General features: G+C 38.9%; 8 protein-coding genes and 1 tRNA gene. 4 read left to right on the top strand and 5 right to left on the bottom strand.

What is annotated here, in order from left to right:
- Positions 1 to 43: 43 nt before the first annotated feature.
- From wecA to R0J88_RS17700, 5 genes are all read right to left on the bottom strand, one after another.
- Positions 44 to 1,087 (bottom strand): UDP-N-acetylglucosamine--undecaprenyl-phosphate N-acetylglucosaminephosphotransferase, encoded by a 1,044-nt coding sequence (wecA, locus tag R0J88_RS17720; RefSeq protein WP_410900578.1) that lies wholly within the window; start codon positions 1,085 to 1,087, stop codon positions 44 to 46.
- Positions 1,088 to 1,111: 24 nt separating this feature from the next.
- Positions 1,112 to 2,032: a Wzz/FepE/Etk N-terminal domain-containing protein gene (locus R0J88_RS17715; RefSeq protein WP_410900577.1), complete on the bottom strand. Its 921-nt coding sequence runs from the start codon at positions 2,030 to 2,032 to the stop codon at positions 1,112 to 1,114.
- A 41-nt stretch (positions 2,033 to 2,073) separates the two neighbouring features.
- The gene (locus R0J88_RS17710; RefSeq protein WP_410900576.1) at positions 2,074 to 4,743 is read right to left on the bottom strand and encodes an SLBB domain-containing protein; all 2,670 of its coding nucleotides are present in this window, start codon (positions 4,741 to 4,743) and stop codon (positions 2,074 to 2,076) included.
- A 122-nt stretch (positions 4,744 to 4,865) separates the two neighbouring features.
- Positions 4,866 to 5,648 carry a YdiY family protein gene (locus tag R0J88_RS17705; RefSeq protein WP_203985979.1) on the bottom strand — a complete coding sequence of 261 codons (783 nt, stop codon included), beginning with the start codon at positions 5,646 to 5,648 and terminating at the stop codon, positions 4,866 to 4,868.
- A 27-nt stretch (positions 5,649 to 5,675) separates the two neighbouring features.
- A complete protein-coding gene (locus tag R0J88_RS17700) occupies positions 5,676 to 6,494 on the bottom strand; it encodes a mechanosensitive ion channel family protein (RefSeq protein WP_058428275.1) in 819 nt (272 codons plus the stop codon).
- Between the two features lie 274 nt (positions 6,495 to 6,768).
- On the opposite strand from R0J88_RS17700, the gene R0J88_RS17695 reads away from it, so the two are divergent.
- From R0J88_RS17695 to R0J88_RS17680, 4 genes are all read left to right on the top strand, one after another.
- Positions 6,769 to 6,844 (top strand) — tRNA-His (locus tag R0J88_RS17695).
- A gap of 242 nt (positions 6,845 to 7,086) precedes the next feature.
- On the top strand, positions 7,087 to 8,412 hold the full coding sequence (locus R0J88_RS17690) for a hypothetical protein (RefSeq protein WP_410900575.1): 1,326 nt from the start codon (positions 7,087 to 7,089) through the stop codon (positions 8,410 to 8,412).
- Positions 8,413 to 8,424: 12 nt separating this feature from the next.
- Positions 8,425 to 9,537 (top strand): FecR domain-containing protein, encoded by a 1,113-nt coding sequence (locus tag R0J88_RS17685; RefSeq protein WP_058428273.1) that lies wholly within the window; start codon positions 8,425 to 8,427, stop codon positions 9,535 to 9,537.
- A gap of 40 nt (positions 9,538 to 9,577) precedes the next feature.
- The coding region (locus R0J88_RS17680; RefSeq protein ID WP_410900574.1) for an Ig-like domain-containing protein at positions 9,578 to 12,749 on the top strand (3,172 nt) is incomplete at its 3' end.

Raw genomic sequence — 12,749 nt, 5'->3', positions numbered from 1 at the left:
TTGAACTTGATTTTATAATTACTATCACTCAATAGTTGAATCACTATTTATTGCGCCTGAGCCAGCTTAGTAATTTCCATACATGCATAAGTGCATAGTTGTACAATAAAAATAAAAACATGAAAATTATAAACATAAACGATTCAGCAACATCAAAATATTGCATCAAGCAGCCTAAGAAGGCGATCAATAATGCCCCTATGGAAATATAAAAAAGTGATTTTTTTCTAGAGAAACCAGCTCTTTCAAAAATATGATGCAAATGCTCTCGATCGGCTTTAAATGGAGAAACACCTTTCTTTACTCTTCTATACATGATTGCAACCATGTCCATAAGCGGTATGGCAATTAAATACAACGCTGTTACAGGCTTTATCGCCTGAATGTTTTTATCAGTACCAATTACGAGCAAGCAAACTATAGTAAACCCTATGAGCATGCTTCCAGCATCTCCCATAAAAATCTTGTTTAAGTTAAAAGGCCAGCGCAAGTTAAACATTAAGAATGCAAGTGTAGAAGACACAAATAATACCGGTAACAAATACCAGCTACTATTAACGGCGGCAAATAACATTGCCAATGAAGAAAATGCGATAAGACTCAAAATACCAGCCAAGCCATCTATCCCATCTATCATATTAAAGGCGTTAATTGCACCAATAATCGCAATTATTGTTATAAAAACACCGAAATAACCTAAGCTTATTTCTCCAAAACCAAAAAGGTTTCCTAAGCTTTCGAGATAAAAACCAGCACCGAATATCATTAACCCTGCAATGCAAACTTGTACGAATAACCTAACCTTGACAGATAAATCGAATCGATCATCTAAAACTCCCATCACAAGTAAAAAGCCACTCGAAATAAGGTAATAGCTGAATGTTTTACTACTTTCAATAAAAATAATAGATGAAATTAGTACTGCAATATAAATTGCAACCCCACCAACTAAGGGAACTGCGCCAAAGTGCTGCTTTCGTTTAGTTGGAAGATCTACCAGACCGACCTTAACAGCCACAGGTTTAACCAACATGATAACTATGGAGCACAGAAAAAAAGCAGTTATTGATATCAAGAGATATTCCATTAAAATTCCTAGACTTTCATAATATTAAATATATTTTTCATTTCTAAAAAGGCGTCTAATAATGATCGCCATTATTGCTAGAAACATCCCTACAAAAACACCCAACACAACTATCAGCGAACGCTTAGGCTTAAACTTGACATCAGCAACAATAGCTGGGTCTATCACTTTAAAAACATACTCATCTCGAGTCTCAGCTAACATTACTGTTTTCATCTGTTCTTCTATAAGATTAAATAGCATATTTTTAATTTCAGCTACTTTAGCCTGCTGAATTTGCTGCTTTAAAAACCTAATACTTCGCTCAGCCTCTGCGATATCGCGATTTTTAAGCCAGCTATTTATATCTAGTACAATTAACTCAAGCCAAGTTTTTGCTATATATGGCGAGTAATGAGTAAAGCTAATTTTTATTAAACCAGCATCTCCAACCTCATCAAAACTAATCATGGATATGAAGGCTTCATGGATTTCAGAAATTGTCGGTTTTGGACCAAGAAATTCATTACCTTTTCGAAACCATTCACCTGAAGCACTACTATACTTATCTTCATTATATATAAACTTATTGCTTTCTCTGTCCCAGGACTTTACAGCCATTAACTCTGGTAAAATATTATGTTTATCTATAAATTTTTGGGCAAACTGTTTTGATTTTAATATTTCCAATGCCAGTTTGCTTCTTTCGTTTCCTTGGGCCAAATTTATACCAGCTAAACTAGCAAGCCCGCCAAACTGCCCATCTAAACCGGATGTCTGGCTATCTTGAATAGGTGAGAGCAACACATCTGAGCGATAAAAATTAGGTAGATTTAGTGCCACAGCTATAGAGATAGCACCTCCTACAAAGGCAAATATAGCTATAATCCACTTAGCTTTAATTACTGCTGCGACTAATTGCTGTATGGACACTTCTTGCCCATAGATTGTATTTTTATCATTCATGATTTATAAATTACTCAATTAAATAGTACCTAAGGGTTAAATTAAAGACTACCAATCGCTGCAACAGCAACACCTAGTTGATAAAGGATCTGCGTAGCTGTACTCCAAAGCGTCAGCTTGTCCATATGGCCAGCATCCATAGGGACTACTATTGTATCGCCTGGCTCTAACTGGTTTGCATTATTAGCCGCGAACCAGCCTCCTGTATTTGGAATTTCAACAGAGCCATTGGCTTTAATAATGTAAATGCGGTCTTTTGCAGCTCGCTCTTTAAGGCCGCCGCTTAGGTCAATGTAATCATCAACACTTACACCAGCTTTATAAAGGTGCGATGTAGAGTAGTTAACTTCACCAATAATACTTATAGAATCACGTTTGCTTGGTACGTACAGCGTGTCGCCATTTTGTAGAACTAAGTTTTGTTGGTTATTTACTATTAAGGGTAAATCAATAACTAAACGCCCTACCGCTTCAACACTTGCTAAATCATTTAGTAGTTTATCCATCTCATCGTATGAAAGAGAGTTACCGCTAACTGAGTTTTGGAAGCTTTTAGAAGCAATATCACGGCGTAGCTCGGTTGATAAACGAGCTAGCTGTTGTTGCTCTTGCTCCTTTATAGAAACACGAGTAAATATTGCTGCGTTTTGTTCTGCAAAATCAGAAAAACCACCCGCACGTTTAAGTAAATCAGTGAGCGTTTCGCCTCGGCGAATAGTGTATGTACCCGGGAATTTCAGTTCACCTTTTAACTGTACTTTTACGTTTTCTTGCCAGTTAGGAATCGAGAAAATGTTAATGCTGTCTTTACTACGAAGGGTGATATTGTTTTGTGATTCACCTTTTAGTGCACTTTCAAGATCAAATCGTACGTGTTCTACCTTAGAGGCATCACCTAAAACAATGCGCGTTATTTCAGCTTGTTTAGTATAAGCGGATTCTAATAAGCCACCTGCTGCGGTTACTAAGTCGGCTACTTCGCCACTCACTGTAAGTGGGTAAATCCCTGGGTAAGTGACGTTACCGTTAATTTCAACTAGTTGCATAGCTTGCGATATTGATGCTTGCTGTTTTAACTTTTCGATAATAGGAAGCAGTAAGTTATGGCGACTAAAAAAGGCATAGTCTTCTGCTTTTAACTCTTGCGCTTGTCCATTAGCATTACGTTTTGAGAAATCTGCAATTGTAAACCCTTGCTTATTTTTTTTAATAGTTTCATCTTTTTGGTTTATACCAATGTATTTTTCAAACTCTTTTTGTTTAAACTTATGCCATTGCTCAGCTTTAAGTTGTTGCTCTTGTTGTTCTTGGCTTAGCGCCATGTTTTCAAGCGCTGTTTTTTCTATTTCTTTTTCTTCAAAGCGGCTAAATATGATGATTTTGTCATTTGCTTTAAGCGCTAGGTTATTGTCAGCGTTTTTAATAATCGCTTGCGCTACGTCAAATTGGTGGGCTTCTATATCACCATTAATGTTTATTTCACGAATTAATAAACCGTAGCTTAAATCTGCCTGTGGGAGTAAATCGCCGCGCACAGACTTAAGTACGTCTGAAATGCGTTTACCTTGGTACCACTGATAGTTACCTGGGCGTGCAACAGCACCAATTAGGCTAATTGAATTTTCGTATTGTGAACTTACCGAATTAAAACGAACTCGGTCGCCATCTTGTGGAATATAGTTAATGTTACTTTTGCTAAAATCAACAGAGAGTATTTCTTTACGCTGATTATTAAAACGCTCAACAACCACGTTTTTAGCATAAGCCTCTGGCTTTAATCCGCCGGCCATGTTTAAAAGTTGTTTAGCCGTTTCACCTTGTTTAAGTTCAAAAATAGCCGGGCGTTTTACAAGGCCTTCAACCGTTACTTGTGAACCAACAGAAGGTACAAATACAACGTCCCCAGGTTTTAATACTATATCTTTACTGCTATCACCTTTGATCAGTAAATCGTATAAATCGAAGTTACTAACCACTTTACCGGCGCGTTTAACTTGAATATTACGAAGAGAAGCAATGTCAGATACACCACCGCTTACAAATAATGCATGCGATACGGTTGTTAAAGACGAAACACTATAGCTACCCGGTTTGTAAGCCTCACCTAATACTAAAATACGCATACTGCGTAACTGCCCAAGCGATACAAACGCTTTTACGCCAATAACTTCTTGCTCTACCTTAGCATTAATAAGCGCTTTTACTTCTGCAAACGTTAAGCCTGCTACTTGGACTGGTGTTAAATCAGGAATGCTAATTCTGCCTTCACGATCGACTGTAACATCAAAACTTTCACTTTCTTTACCATAAAAGTTAATGTTTAACTGATCCCCAGGGCCTACTAAATAAGTATCGGGAACTGCTGCGCTTTCATTTGGCATAAAAGAGGTCGGCTCACCGGCAAACAGTGAATAACCAAATGGTTTTAATTCATCTTTTTTTGGATTAAAGCGCTCGTCATCGCTAAGCTCTTCTTGTTGTGGCTCTTCGCGCTCGCCAATCGTTGGCTGACTGGTTTGTGTTTGATTACTTGATTGGTTTGATCCTGTGATTGTAGAAAGGTCAACACCATACTGCTTAGCTAAGGCTTCTTGCTGTGATTTAGGTAGTTTTTTAAATTGCTCTAACTGCGACGCAGTTGGCGTAAAAGCCATTGCGTTAATGCTAAATAAAAGAACAAAAGCACTTAATAATTGTGTAAAAACTTTCACGAGTAGGTATATCCCTAGGTCTACAACCAAAATTGGTGGCTATAATACATTAATCTGAGGCAAATAAAAAAGGGACTTTCGCCCCTTTTGTCATTTAAATGTCACTAATTTAATGGTTTTAGTTAAAAACTGTAAACTAGTGTGAATGACGTCTCTGTGTCTGTGCTTTCTTTGTCATCAGCAACGTCTGAGTTGTTGGTAACATTAAAAGCCACTTTCATTTGTAGAGAGCCATTAATTTTAGCAAGCAATGCCGTTTCTGAACGTGTTTTAGTGTTCGTGTCACCGTATTCAACCGCCACTAGCTGCGTAAAACGTGCATTATCAGAAATTTGCCAATTGTAGTCTAATTTACCAAGGGCAATCACTTCACCTTCAAACTCACCAGCAAGTGGGTTGCCATTTTCATCTACTTCAGTGCTGTCATCTGGGTATTCAAAGTATTTGTAACCCGGACCAATCTCTGCGCTTAACCACATTGTTTTTTCATTTAACAAACGTAAGCCATAACCTGCTGAAATTACAGACTCACTGCGGTATGCACCAAAGTAGTCTGAAACGTGTGAACCATAAATGAATAAATGAGAATGCTCTTCATTTAATTTGTAGTTACCTTGGGCTGAAATTGAGTACTTTTCGTTTGTGCGTTGAGTAACTTTGTTACCGTTAGCATCATCAACTTCATCTTCTTTGTAGATTCCGTCAAGCTTGTACTCGTTGTTCCAGCTTTCTAGGTTGTGTTGTACTTTAATACCACCTTTAAGCGTTGTTGTTTCAGTGTTACCACTGGTAACAATAGCACCAAGCTCACTGGTAACTTCCCACGTTTTTTGCTCTGTATCTTCAGCGAAAGCGTTAGTCGCAGCAGATGCTGCAACTAACACTGATAAAAGCTTTAATTTCATTAAAAATAACCTATTTAATACTAAAAATTAGTCTTGCTTGTGTAAATGAACATCCATTTGCGGAAATGGAATTGAAATATTTGCGTCGTCTAATGCAATTTTAATATTTTCCATTAGTGAAAAATATGTAGGCCAGTAGTCAGCAGCATTAACCCAAGGACGCACTACAAAGTTAACGCTTGAATCACCTAGTTCAGAAACAGCTACGGTATAAGCAGGATCTGTAAGTAAGCGTGTTTCTGCATCAAGTACTGATTTTAATACTTCTTTTGCCTGACGTAAATCAGCATCGTAACCAACACCAATTACTAAATCGATACGGCGAGTTGATTCGCGCGATACGTTTGTAATCGCACCTGACATAATTTGAGAGTTTGGCACAATAATTACTTTATTATCTGGTGTGCGAAGTTCTGTAGAGAATATTTCGATTTTTTTAACCGTACCAGATTTGCCACCGGCTTCTACAAAATCACCCGATTTAAACGGACGAAGTAAAATGATTAGTACACCCGACGCAAAATTAGACAGTGAACCTTGCAACGCTAAACCTACCGCTAAGCCGGCTGCACCTAAAATAGCAATGAATGACGTTGTTTCAATACCAATTTGCGAAAGCGCCATTAGTACTGTTAATGCAAATACAAGGGTATACACAATACTTGCTACGAAAGAGCCAACCGCTTTATCTACTTGTTTTTTCGCAAAGCCTTTTTCTGTTAAGTTAGAACAAAACTTAGCAACTCGACTACCTATTAAAAAGATAATAAGCGCAACAACTGCTTGAATACTATAGTGTAAAATTAAGCCTGAGTTATCATTAAGCCAATTAAGTACTGAATCCATGTTTACTCCAAATGTTTTTGATTAGTGTTTTTCCGGATAGCATTATACATTAATTTACAATTTGTTCTCATTTATTAATGAATTCATACTATATATATGGCGAATTGTTTATAGTTTTTAATCGCGCATAGCTTGAACAAGCATTACTGAACTTTCGCTGTACGATAGTGAATTTTTAGATTTTATTTTTAAATTTAATTTTTTTTAATTTAAGGCTTCACAAGGTTTATTATTTTATGTATTATGCGCGCCACACCAAACAAGGTGTGTAGTGGCGGTTGTAGCTCAGTTGGTAGAGCCCCGGATTGTGATTCCGGTTGTCGCGGGTTCAAGCCCCGTCAATCGCCCCATTTTTTCAATACCAATCTTCCTCTGTAAATAAAATCTACAACGTTAATCTTACACAAACTTTTTAAATCCGCTTATATTCAAATTTGTTAGCCCTACATTATCTTCGATGAATTGATATTTATGCTTAAAATTAAATATCATTGAATTTATTATGTATTTTCATTAAAAACCGCTTATTTTCTGTTCAAAACCTATTTTTACTGTAAAATATATCTAAACTTTTTAAGATATATAACTAAGTATGATTAAACCGATTCTAAAGCTTTTCCTATGTAGTTATTTAACCGCCCTCAGTTTTAGTTCTATTGCACAAAATATTAACAGCTACAGCCAGTTTTTAATCGATGTACAAAAATTAGTCTCTGAAAAAAAATTTCATCAAGCCTACCAGCTAAGCCAGGAACAAAACCAGTATTTAGGCGAGCCCACTTATGATTTTTTGTTAGGTGTTTCTGCTTTAAAGTTAAATCATACTGCTGAGGCTATTTTTGCTTTTGAGCGCACCATTGAAAGCAACCCAAAGTGGTATGAAGCGCGTTTATTTTTAGCTCGCGCTTATATGTTGGTAAAAAACTTTCCTGCTGCACAAAATCAAGCCTTAATACTTGTTAACTCATCTATGGCGCCAAACACCATAAAAACCTCTGCACAGGCATTGTTAGATAGGGTCGCTTTACAGAGTAAACGAGCCGGTGATTTTTATTCCCAAAATATTGAGTTTGCGTTAGGTGTTGATGGCAACGTAAATGCAGGCACTACAGAAGATACAATTATTATTCCTGAAATTGGGGAATTTTTATTATCTCCTGAAAGCAAAAGCACAGATGATAGTTACGCTAAGCTTAATTACTCAGGTAAATACTCTTATCCTATTAATCAACAAAGCACTGTAGTAATAAACGCTAACGCTGGGTGGTACAAATTCGCCGAACTGAGTCAGTATGACAGAGTTAATGCCCATTTTAGTGCTGCATACCATTATGATATTGGAAGTATTAATTGGCACGTTCAGGCTTCAACAACGCCTTTAATACTTGATTCAGAACTTTATAGAGCTGAGTCGGCTATAACCTTGGGGGCTGATTTTGCGTTATCAGACGGTATTACCCTTTTTGCAGCGCTCAGTGGGGGGGAGTTAAACAACCGATTTGACGACAAGCTCGATAATACATTTTATGCGATTAATACAGGAGTAAGTTATTCAACACAGCATTGGTTTAACCGCTTTAGTGTCAATGTTAAAAATGAAGACGCAGACTTAACTCAGGGAGAATTTAATAGTCGCCAAAGCACCAGTGTGTACTACCAAGCCAACACTCAATTAGCCAAAAATTGGCAATTACTTTCACTTGCTGGTTACCAATGGATTAATTACAAAGAAGATCATCCTTTATTTTTGCAAGAACGTGCCGATAATCTACTTATGCTCTCGGCTACTGTTCGCTACTTAGTTAGTCGTGATTTTGCGTTGCAACTAACCACTAACTATCAGGATAAAAGCAGCAATATTGCTTTGTTCGAATACGACCGTTTAGACATGAATTTAAGCGCCTCTTACTCATTTTAATTTAAGGTATTTATGAAACACATACTTCCTATCATTACCGCCTTACTGTGTGTAAATTTTTATGCGCAAGCAAGTGAGCCAGCGGGTAAAACAATTTTGGCCCGTGGTTCTGTATTAGCAACAAATGAGGCAGCCCAACAACGTCAATTGCAGCGTCGTGATACTGTTTTTGGTATAGACCGAATAACGACTGGCAACCAAAGTAAAGCGCAGTTTTCAATGTTAGATGGCGGTTTAATTTCTTTAAAAGAAAATTCAGAACTTAATATAGCCAATTACCAGTTTGATAAAAATACACAACAAGGGTCTGCATCTATTGAGTTACTCAAAGGCGGCCTGCGTTCTATATCTGGCGTTATCAAAAAAAATGGCGGTGCTTATGACGTCAAAACCCCTGTGGGGTCAATTGGTATTCGTGGCACGCACTTTGAAGTGCAGCTAGTAGGTAGTGATGTATTTATAGCTGTGTGGGATGGTGCAATCGACCTAACACTTACAAACAATAATGTGCTGTCGCTTGGTGATAATGAAGCATTTTCGTTTGCCCAAATTACAGGGACTGGTGATGTTTTTACAACAACGCGTGCCGCAGCTGTATTTGATCAAACCGTTGCAACTATTGAGCCTAATAGCGAAAGTGAAGAAACAGAGCAAACTCAAACAGCCTCAACAAACAACACCATTATAGAAGATGATAGCACAGCAGATGCATACTCAGAGCAGCAATTTCAGGCTGTAGATAATGCATCTTTAGTTGACCAAATAGCTCAGCGCCAAGGTATTTTTAACTACAACGCTTCTGATTTTAGTGTGGCTTCAAGTGCAGGAGGCGTTACCGACTTTTCTATGACTATGGCCGTTGATTTTGACAATGGGACAGTGCCTGATGGCGAAATTAGCTTTAAAGATGCAGGAGGTACATGGTATGCCGCGTACAGTGGTTTAATAAATATAAGTGAACTTGATTTAGCTATTACGTTTGCCTCATACGGAAACAATAAAGCAGAAGGTGATATAGACGCGGTGTTTTTAAATGACCTAGACACCATTATAGGTAACTTTCAGTTGAGTGAAATTAATAATCCAGATGTAAACGCGAGCGGTTCTTTTATTTTAGAGCCGTAAACACATTGGATAGACCGCTTTTATTTTGGAGTATTAAATAATGACCGCCAAAAAACACTTTTTGCTTGGTTCAATGATGTTTGCACTAAGTGCTTGCGGAGGCTCAGATGAGCAACAACCTCAAGCGTCAACGCAAGCGCCTACAGCTACAGTTAACCCACCAGCCGTTGCAAGTTATGTAAATTTAGCGGGCGTTTTAGCCAGTAATAAAACAACACAAATACAGATTTTAGGTGAAAATACCGTGAGTCGCGGTGCTGTGGGCTCAGCTATAGCAAACTCGCAAGCTACTATTGGCTTTACTCAAACAGAAACAGTACAGGGTAATGTTTCATTTTTACTTAACGCCCGCGATCCCGACGGCATTAGCGAAATAAACTTAGTATTACCCAGCGTTAATAAAAGCCTACCTATTTGCTCATCTGATTGTGGTAATGAATACGAGCGTTCTGTTATTGGGCTAAGCCCATCTATTTATGGTGCAAGTGCCGGAGAATTACGGTTAGAAATATGGATAACAGATACACTGCAAAACCAAGTTCTTGCCGATGCAATTACGTTTAGCTGGCAGCCTCATCAAATTGTAGGAGTAACAGCTCAACGAGAAGATCAAGGTATTAACCTTGCTTGGCAAGCCAACAATGAGCTAAACCGTTATAACGTATACATTGCCACCCAACCGGGTGTGTCGCCTTCTAATGTTGATGAACTTGAAAATGGCCAACAATTTTTAAGCATTTCAGACCCTTTTTTTGCAATACCAAATACGATTACAAACAAAAGCTATCAAGCTCTTATAACAGGCATAGATGGTAGCGGTGAAAGTGGGTTTTCTAACTTAATAAACATAGCTCCCCTAGGTGGAGAACTTGCTTTTGCTCCTACAGCCAACAACGATATATTTGAAATTGATGAAGATACTGCCCTGCAAGGCAATGTACTAACAAACGATACGAATCCGTATAGCGGACAGCTCCTTGCCAACACACAAGTATTAGTAACCCCTTCGCATGGCTCAGTAACTATGACCGAATCGGGTGATTTTACTTATCAGCCTGCGCTTAACTTTAATGGTGAAGATGCATTTAGCTATCAAATTATTAACGAGCTAGGCAGAACCGACACCGCGGTTGTGGCAATAACTATCAACCCAATTAATGATGCGCCTACTGCCCTAAACAATACCTATAATATTTCAAACGATGGTACGTTAACTGTTTCAGCTCCCGGTTTGTTAGGTAATGATAGCGATGTTGATTTAGATGAACTTACGGTTGATGTAGCGCCTGTTAATGAGCCGCTGCGCGGGCAGCTAACCTTATTTGCTGACGGTAGCTTTGAATACCAAGGCGAACCAAATATGCAAGGTGAAGATAGCTTTCAATATAAAGTTATTGATAACCAAGGCGGTGAAGCTACAGCAACTGTATTTATTGTAAGCACCAATACTAACTCGGCCCCCGTTGCTAATAACGATAGTTATAACGTAAACGAAGATAATACGCTTGTTATCTCTGCAGAAAATGGGGTACTTAGCAATGATAACGATCCTAACGGTGACACATTTACGGTAGACGACACCTTTATAGTTGCACCTACTCACGGGCAACTTTTACTTAGCATTGATGGCAGCTTTAGTTACATACCTGATGCTAACTTTAATGGGGTAGACCAGTTTCAATATGCAGCCATTGACTCTCAGGGCGCCAGTGCCACAGCAACTGTCACTATCATTGTAAATAGCCAGCCTGATAACCCGGTTGCGCAAAACGATGCATATCAGTTTAGCCGAAATAGTCTATTTTCAGTCTCAGCTGAAAGTGGCCTACTAGCCAACGACTTTAATATAGAAACTGGCGAACTTACTGTTAACACCACACCTGTTACAGTGCCTCAAAATGGCACGCTCAATTTAAATAGTGATGGTTCATTCACTTATCAACCCAATGCTGATTTTTCTGGGGTCGATAGTTTTTCTTATTCAATTTCAAACGTTCAGGGCTTAACCGCAACCGCTCAAGTAACACTAAGTGAAAGTGGAAATAACACCTTCCCTGAGGCAAGCGATGATCAGTTCACCATAGCCGAAGATAGCAGCGCAACACAGCTTAATGTATTAGCAAATGACACAGACGCTGACGGCGATACCATTACACTATTTAATGTAAATAGCACACTTGGCTCAGCAAGCATTGTTAATGGGCAAATTGAATATACCCCGCCGGCCAACTTTTCTGGGCAAACTGTTCTTACCTACAGTATTACTGATGGGTATGAAAATGGCTCTCCTGGTGAGAAAGACAGTACCGCAAGTGTTACGATTATTGTAACGCCTGTAAATGATGCACCCGTTGCAAACGCTGACCTTGCTACCATAAATGAAGACGCAATTGCATTGCTCATTGACGTTTTAGCCAATGATTCGGATATTGATGGCGACAGCTTAATATTAAGCGAGGTCTCTGCCGACAGTGGCACTGCGCTAATTGTTGATAATCAAATTCAGTACACACCCGCCCCTAATGCAAATGGCGTAGCAACGGTGACTTATTCAATAAAAGATGCGCAAGATGCAAATGCGACTTCAACACTGAGCATTACTATTTTACCAATCAACGATGCGCCCTTTGCCACTGCCGATACCGCAACCATGGATGAAGATGCGGCACCTATTAATATTGACGTACTCGCTAACGATTCAGATGTGGATAGCGACAGCTTAGTAATAAGTAACGCGAGTGCTGATGTAGGCACGGCAACTATTTTAAATAACCAAATTCAATACACGCCTGCGGCTAATGCAAACGGCGTTGCAACGGTGACTTACACTGCAAGCGATAATAACGGTGGAACGGCTAGCAGCACATTGTCCATTACCATCAACCCAATCAACGATGCCCCCGTTGCAACCGCTGATACCGCAACTATGGATGAAGATGCGGCGCCCATTACTATTGACGTACTCGCTAACGATTCAGACGTGGATGGCGACAGCTTAGTAATCAGTAACGCGAGTGCTGATGAAGGCACTGCAACGATTGTAAATAACCAAATTCAGTATACGCCTGCAGCTAATGCAAACGGTGTTGCAACGGTGACTTACACTGCAAGTGACAATAACGGTGGAACGGCTAACAGCACATTAGCGATTACTATCAACCCAATCAACGATGCCCCCGTTGCCACTGCTGATACTGCAACCATGAATGAAG

This window comes from Pseudoalteromonas sp. SIMBA_162 (genome assembly GCF_046535955.1).
Lineage (GTDB): Bacteria > Pseudomonadota > Gammaproteobacteria > Enterobacterales > Alteromonadaceae > Pseudoalteromonas > Pseudoalteromonas marina.
Note: the sequence above shows the minus strand (reverse complement) of the source record. Positions and strands in the feature narration are given on the sequence as shown.

What these genes read in the sequence shown, in the direction of transcription:
- wecA (WP_410900578.1), bottom strand. Translation starts at nt 1,087, where the DNA reads ATGGAATATCTCTTGATATCAATAACTGCTTTTTTTCTGTGCTCCATA.
- R0J88_RS17715 (WP_410900577.1), bottom strand. Translation starts at nt 2,032, where the DNA reads ATGAATGATAAAAATACAATCTATGGGCAAGAAGTGTCCATACAGCAA.
- R0J88_RS17705 (WP_203985979.1), bottom strand. Translation starts at nt 5,648, where the DNA reads ATGAAATTAAAGCTTTTATCAGTGTTAGTTGCAGCATCTGCTGCGACT.
- R0J88_RS17700 (WP_058428275.1), bottom strand. Translation starts at nt 6,494, where the DNA reads ATGGATTCAGTACTTAATTGGCTTAATGATAACTCAGGCTTAATTTTA.
- R0J88_RS17690 (WP_410900575.1), top strand. Translation starts at nt 7,087, where the DNA reads ATGATTAAACCGATTCTAAAGCTTTTCCTATGTAGTTATTTAACCGCC.
- R0J88_RS17685 (WP_058428273.1), top strand. Translation starts at nt 8,425, where the DNA reads ATGAAACACATACTTCCTATCATTACCGCCTTACTGTGTGTAAATTTT.